14 protein-coding genes are annotated in these 15,829 nt (G+C 68.0%); 1 reads left to right on the forward strand and 13 read right to left on the reverse strand.

The genetic code is table 11. The annotated features are described in order from the left end of the window. Positions 1-43: 43 nt before the first annotated feature. The 5 genes from PUT80_RS13605 to PUT80_RS13625 all read right to left on the reverse strand — a co-directional run bounded on the left by PUT80_RS13605 (position 44) and on the right by PUT80_RS13625 (position 5,083). Complete coding sequence (locus tag PUT80_RS13605) at positions 44-565, reverse strand: YlcI/YnfO family protein (RefSeq protein WP_275292155.1); 522 nt, start codon at positions 563-565, stop codon at positions 44-46. A 139-nt stretch (positions 566-704) separates the two neighbouring features. After that, positions 705-1,109, reverse strand: coding sequence for a MerR family transcriptional regulator (locus PUT80_RS13610; protein WP_037812083.1), 405 nt, complete (start codon positions 1,107-1,109; stop codon positions 705-707). Positions 1,110-1,151: 42 nt separating this feature from the next. Further along, positions 1,152-2,384: an iron uptake transporter deferrochelatase/peroxidase subunit gene (efeB, locus tag PUT80_RS13615; RefSeq protein WP_275292156.1), complete on the reverse strand. Its 1,233-nt coding sequence runs from the start codon at positions 2,382-2,384 to the stop codon at positions 1,152-1,154. 19 nt (positions 2,385-2,403) lie between these two features. Then, positions 2,404-4,437, reverse strand: a complete 2,034-nt coding sequence (gene efeU, locus PUT80_RS13620; RefSeq protein ID WP_275292157.1) for an iron uptake transporter permease EfeU — start codon at positions 4,435-4,437, stop codon at positions 2,404-2,406. Between the two features lie 76 nt (positions 4,438-4,513). Further along, positions 4,514-5,083 carry a TetR/AcrR family transcriptional regulator gene (locus PUT80_RS13625; RefSeq protein WP_043839390.1) on the reverse strand — a complete coding sequence of 190 codons (570 nt, stop codon included), beginning with the start codon at positions 5,081-5,083 and terminating at the stop codon, positions 4,514-4,516. Positions 5,084-5,154: 71 nt separating this feature from the next. On the opposite strand from PUT80_RS13625, the gene PUT80_RS13630 reads away from it, so the two are divergent. Then, positions 5,155-5,739 carry a dihydrofolate reductase family protein gene (locus PUT80_RS13630; protein WP_238608050.1) on the forward strand — a complete coding sequence of 195 codons (585 nt, stop codon included), beginning with the start codon at positions 5,155-5,157 and terminating at the stop codon, positions 5,737-5,739. An 825-nt stretch (positions 5,740-6,564) separates the two neighbouring features. On the opposite strand, the gene PUT80_RS13635 is transcribed toward PUT80_RS13630, so the two are convergent. From PUT80_RS13635 to PUT80_RS13670, 8 genes are all read right to left on the reverse strand, one after another. Further along, the gene (locus tag PUT80_RS13635) at positions 6,565-7,377 is read right to left on the reverse strand and encodes an aldo/keto reductase (protein WP_275292158.1); all 813 of its coding nucleotides are present in this window, start codon (positions 7,375-7,377) and stop codon (positions 6,565-6,567) included. Positions 7,378-7,391: 14 nt separating this feature from the next. Beyond that, positions 7,392-8,570 carry an MFS transporter gene (locus PUT80_RS13640; RefSeq protein ID WP_275292159.1) on the reverse strand — a complete coding sequence of 393 codons (1,179 nt, stop codon included), beginning with the start codon at positions 8,568-8,570 and terminating at the stop codon, positions 7,392-7,394. A gap of 1,005 nt (positions 8,571-9,575) precedes the next feature. Continuing rightward, on the reverse strand, positions 9,576-10,682 hold the full coding sequence (locus PUT80_RS13645; protein WP_343076883.1) for an alpha/beta hydrolase: 1,107 nt from the start codon (positions 10,680-10,682) through the stop codon (positions 9,576-9,578). A gap of 136 nt (positions 10,683-10,818) precedes the next feature. Next, positions 10,819-11,073 carry a hypothetical protein gene (locus PUT80_RS13650; RefSeq protein WP_037812097.1) on the reverse strand — a complete coding sequence of 85 codons (255 nt, stop codon included), beginning with the start codon at positions 11,071-11,073 and terminating at the stop codon, positions 10,819-10,821. A 1-nt stretch (position 11,074) separates the two neighbouring features. After that, the gene (locus tag PUT80_RS13655) at positions 11,075-11,713 is read right to left on the reverse strand and encodes a VOC family protein (protein WP_238608054.1); all 639 of its coding nucleotides are present in this window, start codon (positions 11,711-11,713) and stop codon (positions 11,075-11,077) included. Positions 11,714-11,726: 13 nt separating this feature from the next. Beyond that, the gene (locus tag PUT80_RS13660; RefSeq protein WP_275292161.1) at positions 11,727-12,485 is read right to left on the reverse strand and encodes a maleate cis-trans isomerase; all 759 of its coding nucleotides are present in this window, start codon (positions 12,483-12,485) and stop codon (positions 11,727-11,729) included. Then, the gene (locus PUT80_RS13665) at positions 12,482-14,011 is read right to left on the reverse strand and encodes an FAD-dependent monooxygenase (protein WP_275292162.1); all 1,530 of its coding nucleotides are present in this window, start codon (positions 14,009-14,011) and stop codon (positions 12,482-12,484) included. Before PUT80_RS13665 ends, PUT80_RS13660 begins: the two co-directional genes overlap by 4 nt. After that, positions 14,008-15,678 (reverse strand): AMP-binding protein, encoded by a 1,671-nt coding sequence (locus PUT80_RS13670; protein WP_275292163.1) that lies wholly within the window; start codon positions 15,676-15,678, stop codon positions 14,008-14,010. Before PUT80_RS13670 ends, PUT80_RS13665 begins: the two co-directional genes overlap by 4 nt. Positions 15,679-15,829: the final 151 nt, after the last annotated feature.

Consider the following 15,829-nt stretch of genomic DNA (forward strand, 5'->3'; position numbering starts at 1 on the left):
CGCAGGTCAGAGACGGGTGAAGGAGTACGCGAAAAAGAGAGAGCTATCGGACCCAGCCGGTGAAGCTCTGCTTGGAAAACGTGCCGCCGGGCGGGTCGAACCGCTGCTCGCGTTCGGGCCGCTGCTGCAGCGCCGCGGTGGCCGCCCGGACGAGCCAGGCGTTGACCGAACGGCCTTCCTTGGCGGCGGCCTCCTCGACCGCGGCCTTGAGCTGCTCGGGCAGCCGCACGTTGATCCGCGCGGACGGGCCGTCCTCGGAGAACAGCGGTTCGGCCTCCGGAGCCGGTTCCGCCGCGGGAGCCGGAGCCGGAGCGGGTTCGGCGGGCGGCGCGGTCACGACGAAATTCGGGTCGCGGCCGCGCAGGCGCAGTTCGACCGAGCCGGGCGCGAGGTCCCGGGTGATCTCGTCGACGGCGCCGGACAGGGTGTCCAGGAGAGTCATCCGGATCGCCGATTCGAGCGATCCGGTCAGCCGCTCGACCAGCGCGCGTCCCTCTTCGCCGCCGGCCTCGGCCAGCGTCGCGAATTCCCGCCCGAGGTTGCTTACGTACGTGGTCAAGTCCATGGCACCACTATGGCACACGCTTGGCACCACCACAAGCCACCATGGCTCAATTTGGCACCACTATGGCACTGCAGCTAGCGAAACCCCAGGTCAGAGAGTGGTGCCACCTCGGAAAAATCCGGTGCCACGATGGCACCGACTACTTGGCCGCCTTGGCCACCGGCAGCTCCACCCCGGCCCGGAACCCAGGGCACTCGTCCAGAGGACCGTCGTGCCGACACGTCATGAGGTGGTGCAGATAGGCCTGCGCGTCGAGCAGTCGAGTCACCTGTTCCTGGATCGACTCGATCCGGGCAGTGACCGTGCTCCGCCAGTCGTCGGACTGGCCGTGGACGCCGAGCAGCGCCGCGATGTCGTCGAGGCTCAGCAGGCCGGTTTCGCGCCAGGTGCGGATCAGCGCGATCCGGTAGAGCTGGTCGCGGTCGTAGAACCGCCAGCCGGAGCGGCGGTGCGGCTCGATCAGGCCGCAGCTCTCCCAGTAGTGCAGCGTCGACACCGGCACGTCGAAGCGCGCCGACACCTCGCCGATCGAGTACAGGTCCATACCTCATTGCACCGCACCTCGACCACTCGAAGCAAGGTTAGCCTAACCAAACAGTCCGCTGGCGTACCAGTCGGCCTGGTCGCGGACGCCGGGCAGCGTGAAGAAGTAGCCGCCGCCGAACGGCTGGACGTAGTCCACCAGCGGTTCGCCGGCCAGCCGCTGCTGCACCGTCTCGAACTGCCGCCGCACGTCCTGCTGATAGCAGACGAACACGTGCCCGGCCTGGAGTTCCCCGTTCGCGTCCACGCCGAGGTCGTAGTTGTAGGAACGGCGGACCAGGCGCTGGTTGTCGGTGGCGGGCGTGCGCGGGTTGGCCATGCGGATGTGCGAGGTCAACGGGATCACCGCGCCCTTCGGGTCGGCGGCGTAGTCCGGGTTGTCGGTCTCGGCGTTGCCGTCCAGCGGCGCGCCCGAATCGCGGCGGCGGCCGAACATCTTCTCCTGTTCGTTGATCGACACCCGGTCCCAGAACTCGACCAGCATCCGGATCAGTCGCACTACCTGGTAGCTGCCGCCGCGCGCCCACGCGGGTTCGGCCGGATCGTCGACCCACACCAGCCCGCTCGCCTCGCCGCCGACCGGGTTCGCCGTGCCGTCCTTGAATCCCAGCAGGTTCCGGCCCGCGCCGGACGGCCGCGGCGGCGGGTTGTAGCCGTGCATCTTCCACCGCAGCTGCATCGCGCCGCGGGTGTGCCGGGTGAGGTCGCGGAGCGCGTGGTGCACGGTGTCCGGATTGTTGGCGCACAACTGGATCAGCAGGTCCCCGTGCATCCAGGCGGCTTCCGGCGCGTCGTCCGGGAAGATCTTCATCGGGGTCAGCTTTTTCGGTTTTCGCGCAGCGAGACCGACGCGGTCGAAGAGGCTCGCGCCGAAGGAAACCGTGACGGTGAGACCGTCGGCGACGACGGACGGGCCGAGCACCTCGCTGTCCGACGGCGGCCGTCCGACGCCCAGATTCGGCGGCGTGCCACCGGCGGTGAGGAACCGGGCGCGGTCGGTGAGCGTGTGCAGGAGCGCGATCAGGTCTGTCTTCGAGCCGCTGAGCAGGTCGAATGCCACGAAGGCGGCGGATGCCTGCTTTTCGGCCGGAGCCGGAGTGAGCACACCGGACTGGTTGGCACCGTGGAACGGATACTCCGTCGCCGGGGTCGGCACCGCGCCGGCGGAGCGTTCGTCGGCCTGGGCGCCGCCGATCAGCACGCCTCCGGTGAGCGCGGTGCCTGCCGCTCCGGCGGCCGCGCCTTTCAGGAAGTTGCGGCGATTGACGTTCGTCACTTCGGGATTCACCAGCCGATCAGTGGCTCGGGGGAACTTCGAGCAGAGTGGGCACCGCGGACAGCGTTTCGACGACAGCTCCGGCCGCGCCGTTCACCGCCTGCCGCTGGGCGAGAGTGGTGGACGCGTGGTTGACCAGCGCCTCGTGCAACGTGGTGAGCTGCTTTTCCGCTGTCTGGACTAGATTGGGCGCGCGCTCGTTGAGCAGCGGAGTCAGCTCAGCCAGGACCGTGCGGGTGACATCAACATCGGCATCCGTTGCGGGGTAAGCGGTTCCGCTGCCTTGATCGTCCATTCCGGACAGATGATCGCGGATCGCGTCTTCGAGGATTTCGTGCGCGCGTATCGGCAGCTTCGTGGGATCGCCCGCGACGTCGTCAGTGGCGAGTTTTCCGCGCAGGGCCGCGAGATCCTGGGTGAGCTGGTCGGCGACCGGCACCAGGGACACCGGAGCCTGACCGTGCCACAAGCCGTACTCCAAGCGGTGCAACCCGGTGAAGCCGGGATCAGCTGTGTTGGCGGGCAACCCGTTGGGCAGGCCGTCGACCGCGGTACCCGCGTCTCCGAAACTGTTGTAGGACGCGCCGACTCGCTCCCACGCGAGCTGCGCGGTCAGCCAATCCTTCTTCGCCGCATCGGTGTTGTTCGCGGCCAGATCCGCGCGGACCGTGCCCACCGCGCTCGACACCGTGCCGAGTTGCTGGGCTGCGTAAGCGAGATATTTCTGATTCGGGCCGGTGAGATCTTCAGTGGTGACCGGCTTGACCGGAGCCGGACCGTCGTTCGCCGCCCCGCCGCTGACCTGCACCGGAGCCGAGGCAGTGGTCGCCTGTCCGGACATCAGGCAGTGGAAGGTGTAGGAACCGTCGGCCAGCGTCGCGGACATCGTGGCGCTTGTGGCCGGGCCGATCGTCTCGATCTCCGCGACGATCCCGCCGCTGCTGTCGTCGAGCCGAATCTCGCCCGCCTTCGCGGTTTTGTTGGTCACCGTGATTCTTTGCGTCCCGGCTTGCGCGGACTTCCACTCCGGCGCGCAATCGTGCTCGGATACGGAGATTGTGGAACCCGTTGCGGCTTGGGGAAGCACGGCGATCACCAACGCAGCCACCGCGACCGGTGCCAGCACCAGCGCGCCCGCGACGATCGCGGTGTGCTTGCCCGCGAGCCGTTCCCACTTCCCCGCCGGCGCAGGTTCGCTTTCCGGCTTGCGCTCGACGGGCTGCCGACCGGCCTTGACGAACAGCGGGAGCACGACGGCGAGGTAACCGAGCCAGGCCGTAACCTGCAGAACGGTCATCCGGGGCGTCAACTCGGTGACGCCGCTGATCAGCGAAACCCACCACGAGTTCGGATCGAGCGCGCCGGTGAGGTCGAAGGCGACCCAGCTCTGGCCGGGCAGCACGCCTCCGTCCTGGAGGTCGCCGAGGCCATAGGACAGAACGCCCGCCGCGATGACGATCAGCACGAATGCCGTACGGCTGAAGAAAACGCCGAGGTTGAGCTTTACCGCGCGGCGGTAGAGCAGCCAGCACAGCAGGATCGCGAGGCCGAGCCCGAGCGCCGCTCCGGTCAGCGGCGCGACCGTGGTGCCGGACGCTTTCACCGCCGTCCAGAGGAACAGCGTGGTCTCCAGGCCCTCCCGGCCGACCGCCAGGAACGCAGTGAGCGTAAGCGCGCCCGCGCCGATCGCCACCGCGCGTTCGACTTCGCCGCGCAATTGTGCGGAAAGCCCCATCGCGGTACGCCGCATCCAAAACACCATGCCGGTGACGAGGAATACCGCTAGCACGCTCAGAGAGCCGCCGACGATCTGCTGCGCCCGGGAGGATAGGACATCGGTGGAAAAGGTGAGAATTGTGGCGAAACTGCCCGCGACGGTCACCGCGCCCAGCACGCCCAGCCACACCGGAGCGGTCGAAACCGGCCCCGCTGTGCCATCTTCCGGCCGCCGGATCTTGCGCAGCGCGGCCAGCAGGATGCTCACCACGAGGCCCGCTTCCAGCCCTTCGCGCAAGCCGATCATCAGGTTCGGAACCGCGTCTGCCCACTGCACGCAGATTACGATAGGCAAACCTAAATTAGCGGTCGAGAGCGGGCTGGGAAACGGTTCTTTTTCTCCCGGATAGTCCTTATTCGGGGCCGATGATCCGTTCGACCGCCTCGGTGATCAAGTGTTCCCGTTCCGCTTCGGAGAAAACGTCCGGCAAGGTCAGCTGTTCGACGATCAGCCAGTTCAGCGCGAGAATCAGCAGCTTGACCGCGGTGGCGTCGCCGGGCAGCCCGGACGCCAGGTGGTACGCGACGTTCCCCTCGACGTCGTCCCGAACCCGCTCCGTCAGCACCCTCCGCAACTCCGGCCGTCGAGTGGCTTCGAGCCGGAGCTCCAGCAACGCCAGATACCCGGTGCGAAACGCCGCGATCCGACCGACCAGCTCACGCATCAGCTGCGCATACGACTCCCGGTCCCCGAGCCCCGGCGGCAGCGAGTCGTCCTCCGGCTGCAGCCGCTCGTACACCCGAGCCCCAGCCTGCGTGAAAAGCTCGTCACGATTGGCGAAGTAGTTCGACGCGGTGCCCGCGGGTACGCCAGCCTCCCCGTCGACCGCCCGGAACGTCAGCCCACGCGCTCCCTCGCGCGCCAGCACTTCGATCGCCGCGTCAACGAGCGCAGCCCGCCGCTGGTCGTTCCTCCGCACCATTTGACACCACTCCAGCTGTAGTAGTACGTTTCAAACCACTTCAGGCATAGTACTACAGACGGAGTTCCTAGATGCGAAAGCTCGTGTACTACATCGCAGTCACCCTCGACGGCCGCATCGCCGGCCCCGCGGGCGAGTTCGACTTCTTCCCGCAAGGCGACGCCCAGCAGACCGCCGCTTACATGGGATTCATGAACACGCTGTACCCGGAAACCATCCCGACCGCCTTCCGCGCCGCTGCCGGTGTCGAAGGTGCCCCGAACCGCCGTTTCGACACTGTCCTGATGGGCCGCGCGACGCATCAGCTCGATCCGAGCGTCCCCAGTCCCTATGCGCACCTTCGCCAGTACGTCGTGTCGAGCACCCTGAAACCGGACCTCGACCCAGCAGTAACCGTCGTCCCCGGCGATCCGGTCGGCCTGGCGAGAGAACTGAAGACGGAGGAAACCGGAAAAGACATCTGGCTCTGCGGCGGCGGCAAACTCGCCGGGGCGCTGCTGCCGGAGATCGACGAAATCGTGCTGAAGAGCTACCCGGTGGTGGCCGGTGCGGGAATCCCAATGGTGGAGGGCGGGTTCGATCCGACAGTGTTTTCGGTGGCGGAGCGAACGGCCTTCCCGAACGGGGTCACGGCGACCCGGCTCGTACGGAACTAGACGGACGGGCCGCGATTTCGGGCGTGCTTCGGACAGGTGGGCGCTCGCTGACACGGCTACCCAGTCGGGGTACTGCGCATCTCCGCCCCAGCCGACACGGCTGTTCCGGCTCCTGTGCCGCACCACTCCGCCCCGGGCGACACGGCAACCAGGGTCAAGCGCCGCATAACTCCGCCCTAGCTGACACGGCGGCCCGGTCCAGGTGCCGCACCACTCCGCCCAGGCGGGCACAGCTGCCCGGTCCAAGTGCCGCATAACTCCGCCCCAGCTGACACGGCTGCCCGGCGTAAGTGCCGTATAACTCCGTCCCACCTGCCAGGGCGGCCCGGCGCAGGCACCGCACCACCCCACCCCGCCGGGCACAACTGCCCGGCCCAAGTGCCGCATAACTCCGCCCCACCTGGCAGGCGGCCCGGCCAAGGCACCGCACAACGTCACCCCGTCGGGCACAGCTGCCCGGTGCCGCATAACTCCGGCCCCAGCCGACACTGCCACCAGTTCCAGGAGCCGCACAACTCCACCCCGGCGGACAGCGCTGCCCGGTCCAGGCGCTGCACAACTCCGCCCCAGCCAACAGATCCACGCCCCGCCTCACTCTGCCCCGGCCAACACAGCGACCAGATCCAAATGCCGCACATCTCGGCCTCGGCGGTCACGGCGCCCGGTCCAAGGGCTGCGCATCTCCGCCCGACCAGGCTGCACATCCCGCCCCGGCCGAGACCGAGCCGAACCCCGGGGCGGCATGCGCAAAACGCCGCATCGAGTGCCTGGCGTGCACCCGATGCGGCGTCGAGGAGGCGGTGTCCGCTGTCTCGCGGCGATCCGTCAGTTGAACTGATCCGGGTCCGGCCCGGTGCGCAGGCCACGGTCGGCGGTGGCGATGGCGGCGAGGTCGCTGTCGGTCAGGTCGAAGTCGAAGACGTCGAGGTTCTGCCGGATCCGGGCGGGCGTCACGGACTTCGGGATCACAATGTTGCCCAACTGCAGGTGCCAGCGCAGCACCACCTGCGCGGCGGATTTCCCGGTGCGCGCGGCGATTTCGGTGATCGCCGGGTCGGTCAGGACGGCACCCTGGGCAAGCGGGCTCCACGCTTCGGTCGCGATACCGTGCTCGGCATGGAAGGCGCGCAGTTCGGCCTGTTGCAGGCCGGGGTGCAGCTCGATCTGGTTGACAGCGGGCACGAGGCCGCTGTTGTCGAGCAGGTGGAGCAGGTGCGCGGGCTGGAAGTTGGACACGCCCGCGGCGCGGATGCGGCCGTCCTTGGCGAGGTGTTCCAGGGCGCGCCAGGTGTCGAGGTAGCGGTCGCGGGCGGGGGTCGGCCAGTGGATCAGGTACAGGTCGACGTAGTCGAGACCGAGTTTCGCGAGGCTGGCGTCGAAGGCGCGCAGGGTGGAGTCGTAGCCCTGGTCTTCGTTCCACAGCTTGGTGGTGACGAAGAGGTCGTCGCGCGGGATCCCGGACTCGGCGATGGCGCGGCCGACGCCTGCTTCGTTGCCGTAGATCGCGGCGGTGTCGATGCTGCGGTAGCCAGCTTCGAGAGCGCTGGCCACCGCGGCCGTGGTCTGGTCGTCCGGGACCTGGAAGACGCCGAAGCCGAGTTGCGGGATTTCGACGCCGTTGTTGAGGCGGATCTTCATCGGTATTGCCTTTCTCAGTGCTGGACAAGGGGTTCGGGCACCGCGACGCGCGGTCGGCGTTCGAGGGCGGCCGACAAGACCGCGAGGCCGAGCGCGGAACCGGCGAGCGCGGCCCCGACCCAGTTCGGTGCTGTGTAACCGAATCCGGCGGAAATCACGACGCCGCCGAGCCACGCGGAGAGCGCGTTGCCGAGGTTGAACGCGCCGATGTTGACGACGGAGGCGAGCGTCGGCGCGCCGTGCGCCTCGTCGAGAACGCGCTTCTGCAGCGGCGGCACAGTGGCGAAGCCGAGCGCGCCGATCAGCAGAATCGTTGCCGCGGCGAGGATTTTGCTGTGCGCGGTGACGGTGAACAGCGCTAGGACGATCGCGAGCCCGCCGAGGCTGACGTAAAGCATCGGCATGAGCTTGCGGTCGGCGAACCGGCCGCCGGTCAGGTTGCCGAGGAACATGCCGATGCCGAACAGCACCAGCAGCCAGGTCACCGCGCCCGAGGAGTACCCGGCGATCTCGGTCATCATCGGGGCGATGTAGGTGATCGCGGCGAAGACCCCGCCGAAACCGAGGACCGTCATGGCCATCGCGAGCACCACCTGGACGTTCCGGAACGCGGCGAGCTCCTTGCGCAAGTGCGCCCCTTCGGGCCGGGGCAGGTCCGGCACCAGCTTCGCGACGCCCGCGAGCCCGACGACGCCGAGCGCCGCGACGATCCCGAAGGTGACCCGCCACCCGACCGCCTGCCCGACGAACGTCCCGAGCGGCACGCCGACGATGTTGGCGACCGTGAGCCCGGTGAACATGATCGCGATCGCCCCGGCCCGCTTGTCCGGCGCGACGAGCTCCGCCGCGACGACCGAGCCGATCCCGAAGAACGCCCCGTGCGCGAGCGACGCGACAATCCGCCCAGCAAGCATGACCCCGAACGCGGGCGCGACCGCCGACAACAGGTTCCCGGCGATGAACAGGCCCATGAGCAGCATGAGCATGGTCTTGCGATTGATCTTCGTGCCGAGAATCGTCATCACCGGCGCTCCGGCGACGACCCCGAGCGCGTACCCGGTCACCAGAAGGCCTGCGGACGGGATGGACACCCCGAATTCGGCGGCGATCTCGGGGAGAAGGCCCATGATCACGAATTCGGTGGTGCCGATCCCGAACGCGCCGATGGCCAGCGCTACCAGTGCTAGTGGCATGAGCCCGCGTCTCCTTGGTCTGCGTGTTGGTGCTGTTTGTCGGCCTTCGCAATAGTTGCATACGCGGTATGTTGTTGGCGCTTGTTGTTGATGAGGGTCACAGTTGGGGGTGGCCTTGGGGTGGGGCGGGTGCTCGGCTGGGGTTGCGGGCGGGTGAGCGGTCTCCGCGCGCCAATGCACTGCGCCAATCCGCTGGGGTTCTTGCCAGGGGGATCGCCTGCGGCGAGAGAGATGTCGGCCGCAGTGGGCTCTGACTGCAGCGAGAGAGGTGTCAGATCCGGCGGAGTGTCGATTGCCGGATGTTGTTTGCCTGCAGACCGCAGCCGACTGTATGCAATCGACCGGGATGCCGGTGACTGGTCGACAGGTGACCGGCAGACACGCGACTGGCGGACACGCGACAGGCGGCTGGCGACAGGCGGCTGGCGACTGGAATCCTGCTTACTGTCTCCGGTAGATGAGCCGCCGGATTCGACCGGATTCGACCGGCAGAATCCATTCGGGGCCTGCCGTGTCCGCGCGCTGCCCGTCGACGGTATGCAATCGACTATCGGCGCGTGGTCAGGCGACTGTATGCAATCGACTTGGATATCGGTGGCCAGTCGGCAGGATCAACGACCGTCCGGTGTTGGACCGGCGGCCGGGACTCCCGTCGCCTCCGGATCGCAACGGCCGAATCGCAAGCCCTCGGGGAAGCGAAAGTGCGCCGGTCCTCCCCGCGAGAGAAGACCGGCGCGCAGAAGAAAGAATTCAAGGCAAGCAAGCGAACCCGCCAGGAGAAGGCGGCCCAACTTACCTCGCCGCGAGCGAAACCCGTCAGGAGCCGCAACCCTGCTCACCTCACCCCGAGCGGAACCCACCGGGAGCAGCAGTCTGGCTCACCTCACCACGAGCAAACTAGCCAGGAGCAGCAGTCCGGATCATTTCACCGCGAGCGAGCCCGCCAGGAGAAGGCAGCCCAACTCACCTCGCCGCGAGCGAACCCACCGGGAGCAGGCAGCCGGCTCACCTCACCGCAAGCGCGCCTGCCGGGAAGCGCTCCCCCAGCCACTGGCCCATCTCCGCTCCGGCGAGGGTCGCTCCTGAGGTCATCCCCTCGTGCAGAGGGGCGCCGAAATGCCTACCCGGCACCCGAACATGCGTGGCGTCTGATGCGCCGCTCAGGTCGTGGAAGCGTTTGGCGTCGGCGGGGAAACACGCCTGATCGCCAGTCAGTTCGACCAGCAGCGTCGGCACCTTCACGTCCGGCAGGCAACCGGCCAAGTCTGCGTTGCTCGAGATCGCCGACCAGGTCGACAGCCACGAGTCTGGGGTCGTCAGGCGTCCGAAGCCGAGCACTCCGTAATTGGTCAGGTCCGGGCGGCGGCCGAATAGTGAACCGTATGGGCGGTCGTTGTGGTCCAGTGACAGGTCGACTGAACGCAGGTCCGCGTCGGTGCGGTAGACGGTTAGCACTCCGGTCGCCAGGGCGCTCCGTCGGTCGGCTGGGTCTTTGGAGGTGGAGTAGCGACGCCGTGCGGTGGCCGATTCCTCTGCCAGTTCCCGGGCTCGTTCGTCGATTCGGGCGACGCGTTCGTATTGGGCCGAGCGGTACGCCGTGATGAAATCCGCAGAGTACGTCGAGGATTCCGGCGGGATGGCGAAACCGTTCGCGGGGAGGTAGGGGTCCAAGGCCGGTGAAGCTGAGCGGGGGTCTTGTTCGTCGGTTACCGAGGGGTCGATCAGGCGCAGCAGTAAAGCTCCCTGACCGGGATGCGGGGCCATCATGAGGAAACCGTCCGCGACGGGCATTTCGGCCTCAGGGAGAGGGACTGGTTTTCCGCTTGGGGCACAGTGGAGTCGGGCGGATGGAGGCAGGGCGGCCTGCTGTAGGTAGAAAGCAGCCAGGGCTGCGCCGCCGGAGTGTCCGATGAGGACTACTGACAGGAAGCCCGCGGAGCGCAGGAAGACGTGTCCGGCTGCCATGTCCAGCAGGGCTTGCTCGTGTAGCAGGGTGAGGTCGTTGCCGACGGTGCGGGTGCCTTGGGTCCATACCGCATAGCCTTGGGCTAGCAGTTCGGGAACCAGGACGTGGTGCGAGAAATCCTGCCGCGGATGCATCAAGAAAGCCACGGTGGACGCACCTGGGACTGTCCTAAGCAGACCGTTGACTGTCGCGCCGTCGGAGGTTGTCAGTTGGTGTGCGGTTGCGGTGGTCGCCTCGGGGAGGGAGGCGGGGGCCAGGTAGCGGCCCGCGCCTAGGCCGTTTTCAGGCATGGGGGCGCCTTTCGATCCGCAGCGCGTTCTTGTCGTGCTGAGTGATCACGGACCCTTCCAGACCGGCGATCGCGCTGTACCAAACGGCGTGCCGACAACCCGTCGCGCGGCGGTCGATGACGATTGTTCCCGGGGCGCTGATTCGGAAGTACGGGCCGATCCGGTCGACCGTATTGCCGTCGTCTTGGCGGGCCACGGCGAGGACGCCTTCGTTTTCCGGCACGTCTAGGACATAGAACCGCGCCACGTCAGACCATCTCCTTCCCCGCGGGCTCCCATGAAGCCGCCTCTTCGACGATCAGTTCTGCTTTGCGCGTAAGCAGTTTGTCCATCGACGGGTCCTCGCCCGAAGCGACGTCGCACAACGCGCGCAGGGTCAGTTCCGCGTCGAGGTCCTCCTGCGGGGTCACTGGACGCAAGGCGCGGGTGATTTCGACCATGTAGCCGTTCGGGTCGTGGGTGTAAATGGATTCGATGGTTTCGTGCATCACCTGCATTTCGACCGGCCATTCGGATTCGTCCAGGCGACGACGATACTCCAGCAGATCTTCCTCGTCGGCGACATTGATCGCCAGATGCCTGCTGTCGGCGAAGAATTTCGGCGTGCCGTGCGGGAGCCGGGCCCACGCGTCGCCCGGGGCGGTTTGGTCGCCTGCTGGTTCCCAGCCGAAGTAATAGAAAAACGCCAAGCGGTCGCCGCCGCCGATGTCGAAGAAGAAGTGGATGAAGTCCGGGTGTTTCTCCGGGCCCCAGCCCGCGGCGCAGATCGAGTGGACGATCGGGAAATTGAGCACGTCGCGGTAGAACCGGACGGTGGCGACCGGGTCGAAGGTCGGGAAGGCGGCGTGGTCGACTCCGCGCACGCGGTGCACTGGCTTCTCAGTCATGCGGAAACTCCTTTCAGGCCTGGACTTTGGCGTCGGCGCGCAGCAGCGAACCCGCGCCCGGCAGCTCGACGGGAAGGCCGAGGCTGCGCAGGATCGAGTACGCGCCGGCGGTGGCGGCGGAGAGCACGGGCAGTCCGAATTCGTCCTCCGCGGGCTGGATCAGGTCGAGGGACGGCATCTGGACACAGCACGACAGCACCAGCGCGTCGCTGTCCCGGAGGTCGAGTTCGCGGGCGGCAGACAGCACATTGTCGCCCGGTATACAGCCGACCTCCGTATTGTCTGCGACGCCCAGCGCACGCCAGCCGGTGATCGTGAAGCCCTCGGCCTCCAGGTACTCGACCACAGTGCGCGCGACCGGTTCGGTGTACGGCATGACGAGCGCGACGCGGTTGGCTTCAAGATCCTTCAGGGCGCGCACCAGCGCACCGGCGCTGGACAGGACTTTGGCGTCCGCGCCGCCGAGCGCGAGTTGCTCGGCGATCCGCAGCTCCGTGTCCCGATGGGCCCCGACACCGGACGCCATCACCGCGACGAGGCAGGCGTAGAGGAGCACGTCCGTCCGCGCGTCGCCGATCTCCAGGACGCAACGCTCGCGCTGAGCGTTCATCGCGCGCAGTTGCTCAGGTGTCACCGCGTGCATGCGCATTCGGCTGGAGTGAAAGGAAAACTCGACGTCCGCCGCCCGCTGGAGCAGCCGCGGCAGCTCCGTTTCGACGGTGACGTTCGAACTCGGCACGATCAGCCCGACGCGCCGGGAAGTGCTGGTCACGAATTCCTCCTGGGAAAGTCTTCAAGGACTGCGAAATCGGCCCGGCCGGCACCGATCGAGGTCGCCGCGAAGGCCCGCGCGGATTCGGGGAGCTGCACGCCGACGCATCGGCTGGTCTGCAGGCGAAGCCGCTCGGCAAGGTCGACCCTTGCCCAGAACTCGTCCGTGGCTCCGGTGAGCAGCAGCGGACCGGCACCGCGACCGGCGCGGGCGACCGCGTCGTCGGCGGGCTCGCTCCACACGTCCGGCTCGGTCCAGGAAAGCTCTTCGACCGGGCCGAGGTCCGCACGCGTGGTGACCCGCGACGGAAGCTGGAACCCGTTGCCCCGCAACGGTTGTGCGAGCACCCATTCCTCCGGGTCGCCGGTCGGCGCCGAACCCAGCCACTCCAGCGCGGCGCGCACGACCTCGGGTTCGGACCGGGCGTAGTCGGCCATCGTGATGTTGCCCGAACGCGTCATGTAGGACAGGCCGAGCCGTTCGGCCGACCAGTCCGCCCGCCACCGGTAGGAATCCCACCACCGCTGACTGCGGCCGGCGAGCTGCTTGAACCGCTCCACCGCCGGTCGTCGCGCCTGTTCGTACGCGGCGAACGCGGCGGACGGCGAACTCTCCCCCGTCAACGCCCCGGCCAGCGCGATCGCGTCTTCCAGCGCCAGCTTGGTGCCCGAGCCGAGCGTATAGTGCGCGGTGTGCGCGGCATCGCCGAGCAGCACGACGTTCCCGCTGTGCCACCGGTCGAGGCCGAGGTTGACAAACCGGCTCCAGCGAGTGCGGTTCGTGAGCAGCTCGCCGCCGCGAAGCTGGTCCGAGAGCACGTTTTCCAGCAGCTGCACGCTTTGCCGGTCCGTCTCGCCGGGACCGGTGGCCGCGTCGAACTCAGCGAGACCGGCGCTCGTCCACGTCTCGTCGTCCACTTCGATCAGGAAAGTGCTGCGGTCCTCCGCGTACGGATAGGCGTGGGTGACGAACAGCTCCGGTCCCCGCCGAGCCGCCGCGAAGAAGGCCGACGACGCGGCGAACGGGGCGCCGCACCACACGTACCGCGTCCGTCCGAGGGTGGTGCGGACGCCGAGTTCCGCGCTGAGTTTGGTGCGCGTCGCGCTGCCGACCCCGTCCGCGGCGATGACGACGTCGCCGGTCACGGTGCCGAGATCGGCGCGCGACCCGGCGCGGTATTCGACGCCGACCTCGGTCGCCGCTTCTCGCAGCACCCGCAGCAGTTCCGCCCGGCCGACCGCGAGATTGCGCGCGCCGTGCAGGCACACCGACCGATCAGGAGCGTCGAAGCGCAGTTCGTGCCCGACGTAACTGACCGCCCGGACCCGGTCCGCGGTCTCCGGATCGGCCTGTTCGAGGTTGCGCATGGTGGCCTCGGTGAGCCCGACCCCGAACCCGAACGTCGCCCGCGACGCGTCCGTCCGCTCGTGGACGACGACCTCCAGACCCGGGTCGTTGAGTTTCAGCAGCCGGGCGGCATACAGCCCGCCGGGTCCGCCCCCGATTACGTTCGCGCGCCGGGTCACCGGGCACTCCCTTCGGCCAGTTTCGCTTGCACGTCCGCGCGCAGCCGGTTCTTCGCGACCTTGCCGACGTTCGTCAACGGCAGCGCCGGCACCACCTCGACGCGTTCGGGCAGCTTGTACTTCGCGAGCCCGCGGCTGAGCAGATGCGCGCCAAGGGTTTCCACCGTCAGCGGCTCGGCGCCGTCCTCGAGCACGAGGTACGCGCACGCTCGTTCGCCCAGCACCGGATCGGGCATCGCGACGAGCGCGGCGGTGACCACGTCCGGATGCTGGACGATGATCTCCTCCACCTCCTCGGCGAAAATCTTCTCGACGCCGCGGTTGATGACGTCCTTGATCCGTCCGTCGATCGAGTAGCTGACGCCCTTCGCGCTGACGTGCCGCCGGGCCAGGTCGCCGGTGCGGTAAAACCCGTCAGGCGTGAACGCGGTCTTGTTGTGCTCCTCGGCGCGGTAGTAGCCGCGGATCGTGTACGGCCCGCGCGCGGCGAACTCGCCGACCTCGCCGTCCGGGACTTCGCTTTCGGACACCGGATCGAGAATCCGGATCTCGTCCGCCGCGGAGATCGGCGCACCGACGGTGTGGTGCCGCACGTCCTCGTCCGCGCCGGCGGGCGTGACCAGGAACATCCCTTCGGCCATCCCGAACATCTGCCGGATCCGGATGCCCAGCTCATCCCGCAGCCGCTCGGCGACCTCCACCGGCAACCGCTGCCCGCCGACCACGAAATCCCGCAGACAGGACAGGTCGGCCGCTTGGGCCCGCGGCGATTCGAGAAGCCGCACGGCAAGCGCGGGCGGCACGAGCGGCAGCACGTCCGGCCGGTGCTCGGCGATGAGGTCGAGCAGCGTGTCGACGTCCGCGGAGGGAGCGAGAACGAGCGTCGCCCCGGTGAGGATCGCGGGCTGCAGCGCGAGCGAGATGCCCGCGTTGTGCATGAGCGGCAACGGATACAGCACCCGCGAGTGCTCGTCCATCTCCATCGCGGCCGCCCAGGCCCGAGCGTTGTAGGCGTACTCCTCGTGCAACCGCGGCGCGACCTTCGGCAGCCCCGTCGTCCCACCGGAAAGCTGGAACACCGCGGGCCGGGCAAGGTCAACATCCAAGTAGGGCAACGGTTCCCGCACTTGTTCAGCCACGAGCCGCGAGTACGACGGCGTATCCCCGAGCGCCTCGCCGCGGCACACAACGACGTCGGAGACGGCCCCGTCCGCCAGCAGCTGCTCCGCCTGCTTGCGCAACCGCCCGTCCCGGAAATCGGCCTGTGCGATCAGCGTCCGCGCCCCGACGTGCGCCGCGAGCAGCCCGATCTCACGAGTCCCGTGCTGCGGCAAAGTACAGACCGGCGGCGCGGCCGCGAACAAACACCCGAGGTACGCGACGACGGTCTCCGCCACGTTCCCCATCTGGAACACCACCGGCTCCCCCGGACGGACCACCCCCGACCCGAGCAGCCCCGCCGCGAACCGCGACGCAGTGTCGAAAAGCTCGTCGTACGACCACGCCACACCCTCGGAAACGAGCGCGGTGCGACCACCGTGCCGACGAGCCGCGGCCAGGAGTTCAGCAGGCAGGGACCGCCCCGCCCACAACCCGGCACGCCGATAAGCAAGCACGCTGACCTCGTCGAACGGGGCCACTGGTAGTGCAGCTGGAGGCAACGTCATGCAGCCAAGGTAAGCCGCCCGGGCGCAGAATTCAATACTTGTGTCGAAATTTCGACACTCATGTCACCAGCCGAGGTTCGTGAGGGCCACCCTCACAGCCCCTGATTCCCTCAGGGTTCCCCTCACGACCAGCCCAGCCCCAGCTCAGCCC

It is taken from the genome of Amycolatopsis sp. La24 (genome assembly GCF_029087445.1).
GTDB lineage: Bacteria > Actinomycetota > Actinomycetes > Mycobacteriales > Pseudonocardiaceae > Amycolatopsis > Amycolatopsis nivea.

Coding starts and splice junctions, on each gene's coding strand:
- PUT80_RS13610 (WP_037812083.1), bottom strand. CDS start 1,109: ATGGACCTGTACTCGATCGGCGAGGTGTCGGCGCGCTTCGACGTGCCG.
- PUT80_RS13635 (WP_275292158.1), bottom strand. CDS start 7,377: ATGAAGATCCGCCTCAACAACGGCGTCGAAATCCCGCAACTCGGCTTC.
- PUT80_RS13670 (WP_275292163.1), bottom strand. CDS start 15,678: ATGACGTTGCCTCCAGCTGCACTACCAGTGGCCCCGTTCGACGAGGTC.
- PUT80_RS13625 (WP_043839390.1), bottom strand. CDS start 5,083: ATGGTGCGGAGGAACGACCAGCGGCGGGCTGCGCTCGTTGACGCGGCG.
- PUT80_RS13640 (WP_275292159.1), bottom strand. CDS start 8,570: ATGCCACTAGCACTGGTAGCGCTGGCCATCGGCGCGTTCGGGATCGGC.
- PUT80_RS13605 (WP_275292155.1), bottom strand. CDS start 565: ATGGACTTGACCACGTACGTAAGCAACCTCGGGCGGGAATTCGCGACG.
- PUT80_RS13630 (WP_238608050.1), top strand. CDS start 5,155: ATGCGAAAGCTCGTGTACTACATCGCAGTCACCCTCGACGGCCGCATC.
- PUT80_RS13655 (WP_238608054.1), bottom strand. CDS start 11,713: ATGACTGAGAAGCCAGTGCACCGCGTGCGCGGAGTCGACCACGCCGCC.